This is a genomic window from bacterium (assembly GCA_035559435.1).
In the GTDB taxonomy this organism is placed as follows: domain Bacteria; phylum Zixibacteria; class MSB-5A5; order WJJR01; family WJJR01; genus JACQFV01.
This window is the reverse complement of the sequence record DATMBC010000035.1, coordinates 1-2,001: the sequence shown is the minus strand read 5'-3', so window position 1 is coordinate 2,001 and position 2,001 is coordinate 1. Positions and strand designations below refer to the sequence as shown.

At 65.1% G+C, this 2,001-nt stretch carries 2 protein-coding genes; both read left to right on the top strand.

The annotated features are described in order from the left end of the window. Positions 1 to 288, top strand: a 288-nt coding sequence (locus tag VNN55_04050; GenBank protein HWO56721.1) for a tail fiber domain-containing protein, incomplete at its 5' end; no start/stop codon positions are given. An 11-nt stretch (positions 289 to 299) separates the two neighbouring features. Further along, positions 300 to 2,001, top strand: a 1,702-nt coding sequence (locus VNN55_04045) for a hypothetical protein (GenBank protein ID HWO56720.1), incomplete at its 3' end; no start/stop codon positions are given.

Here is a 2,001-nt window from a genome sequence, read left to right as displayed (position 1 = left end):
TCCCGCCGCTGGAAAATGAACATCAACACGTTGTCCCATGCCGTCGACAAGGTCTGTCGGCTCCGCGGCGTCGAGTACGACAATGCGGCCGACGGCGGCCACGCCATCGGGCTGATCGCCGAGGAAGTCGGCGCCGTAATCCCGGAAGTCGTGCAATACGAAACCAACGGTGTCGATGCCGCCGCGCTGGACTACGGTCGTCTGGTCGCCGTGCTGATCGAGGCCATCAAGGAACAGCAACGTCAAATCGATTTGCTCAATCGCAAACTGGAACGGATCACGCCTTAAGGAGAGCTCTGATGCGACAACTTTCGCTCGCCCTGTTCAGCTTGCTGCTGGCCACGGCGCCCCTGCACGCCGCCGTGCCCGCCAGCATCACCGTGCAGGGCAAACTGACCGACTTGTCCGGCAATCCGCTGCCGGCCGGATCGAAGAACTTCACCTTCAAGGTTTTCGATGCTCCCACGCTCGGCAACGAAATCTGGCCCAACGGGGCCGGGGAGAATCAGTCGCTGACCAGCGACGCCGCCGGTCTCTGGATCGGACTGCTCGGCGCGGCGGTCCCGCTGACCGATGCGGTCTTAAGCGACACGGTTCGCTGGCTGGAGATCACGGTCGATGGCACGACGCTGCCGCGGGTGCGACTGGTAACGGGCCCCTACGCGCATCGAGTCGCCACCGTCGATGGCGCCACTGGCGGCACGATCACCAGCAAAGTCTCCATCGGTCCCGGACACATCAACACCGGCACCCACGCCTTCGTCGCCGGCTCCTACAATGTCGGATCAGGTAATTACTCGACCATTGCCGGCGGTGAGACCAACACCGCCTCCGGCGACCGTAGCAGCATCGGCGGCGGCGCGCAGAATCACGCCGAAGGATTCGGTTCCACCGTGGACGGCGGCTGGTACGGCCACGCTTGGGGCACTTTTGCCGTCATCGGCGGCGGCGGCGGGATCTTCGATATGGATTCCAACAGCGCCGGGAATTGGGGTGTGGTGGCCGGCGGGCACATGAACCATGCGATCGGCGAAGGCGCGGCCGTTGGTGGCGGCGCGCGCAATCGCGCCCGCGGCGAATACTCCGTCATTGCCGGCGGCGGCGGCTTCACCGATGCCGATTCGAATGTCGCCTCCGGCTCCCACGCCGTCATCGGTGGCGGCACCGGCAACAATGCCTCCGGATTCCACAGCCTGATCGGCGTCGGACGCTCCAATCTCGCCAGCGGCTATCACGCCGCCATCCTCAGCGGCGCCATCAACGTGGCCGGCGGGCAGTACGGCGTCGTGGTGGGAGGGTACGACAATCATGCCATCGGCTGGATGTGCTCGATCGTCGGCGGCGCCAGCAATCGCGCCGACAACAACAACTCCCATGTGGGGGGTGGTGAGTACAACGAGGCCACCGGTTCGCACGCCGTCATCGGCGGCGGCCAGAGCAATCAGGCCGTCGGTGATTACTCCGTCATCGCCGGCGGCGGCGGCAATACCAGCGCCGACTCCAACCGCGCCCAGGGGGCCTACTCGGCCATCGGCGGCGGAAACCTCAACCTCGCCATGGCTGATTACGCCGTCACTTGCGGCGGTCTGAAAAACGGCGCTTGGGGATATGGGAGCGGCGTCGCCTCCGGCTACCTCAACCAAGCCGAAGGAACGTATTCCTTCATCGGGGGTGGCAACAGCAACTTCATCTTCAACGCACGTTCCTTCATCGGCGGCGGCGAAGGCGGCCAGGTGAGCGGCCAGCACTCCGTCATCGGCGGTGGCGACGGCAATTACGTCGGCTCCGATGTCGCCTCCATCGTCGGCGGCACGCGCAACGTGATTGACTTCACCAACTCGGGCGGTTCCTTCATCGGAGGCGGCTGGGAAAATTACGTCGATGGTTTTGATGCGGTCGTCGTCGGCGGATTCCATGACTCCGCCTCCGGCAATCAGGCCGCGGTCTGTGGCGGCCACACCAACCATGCCGCCGGAAACCTCTCGTTCGTCGGCGGGGGCG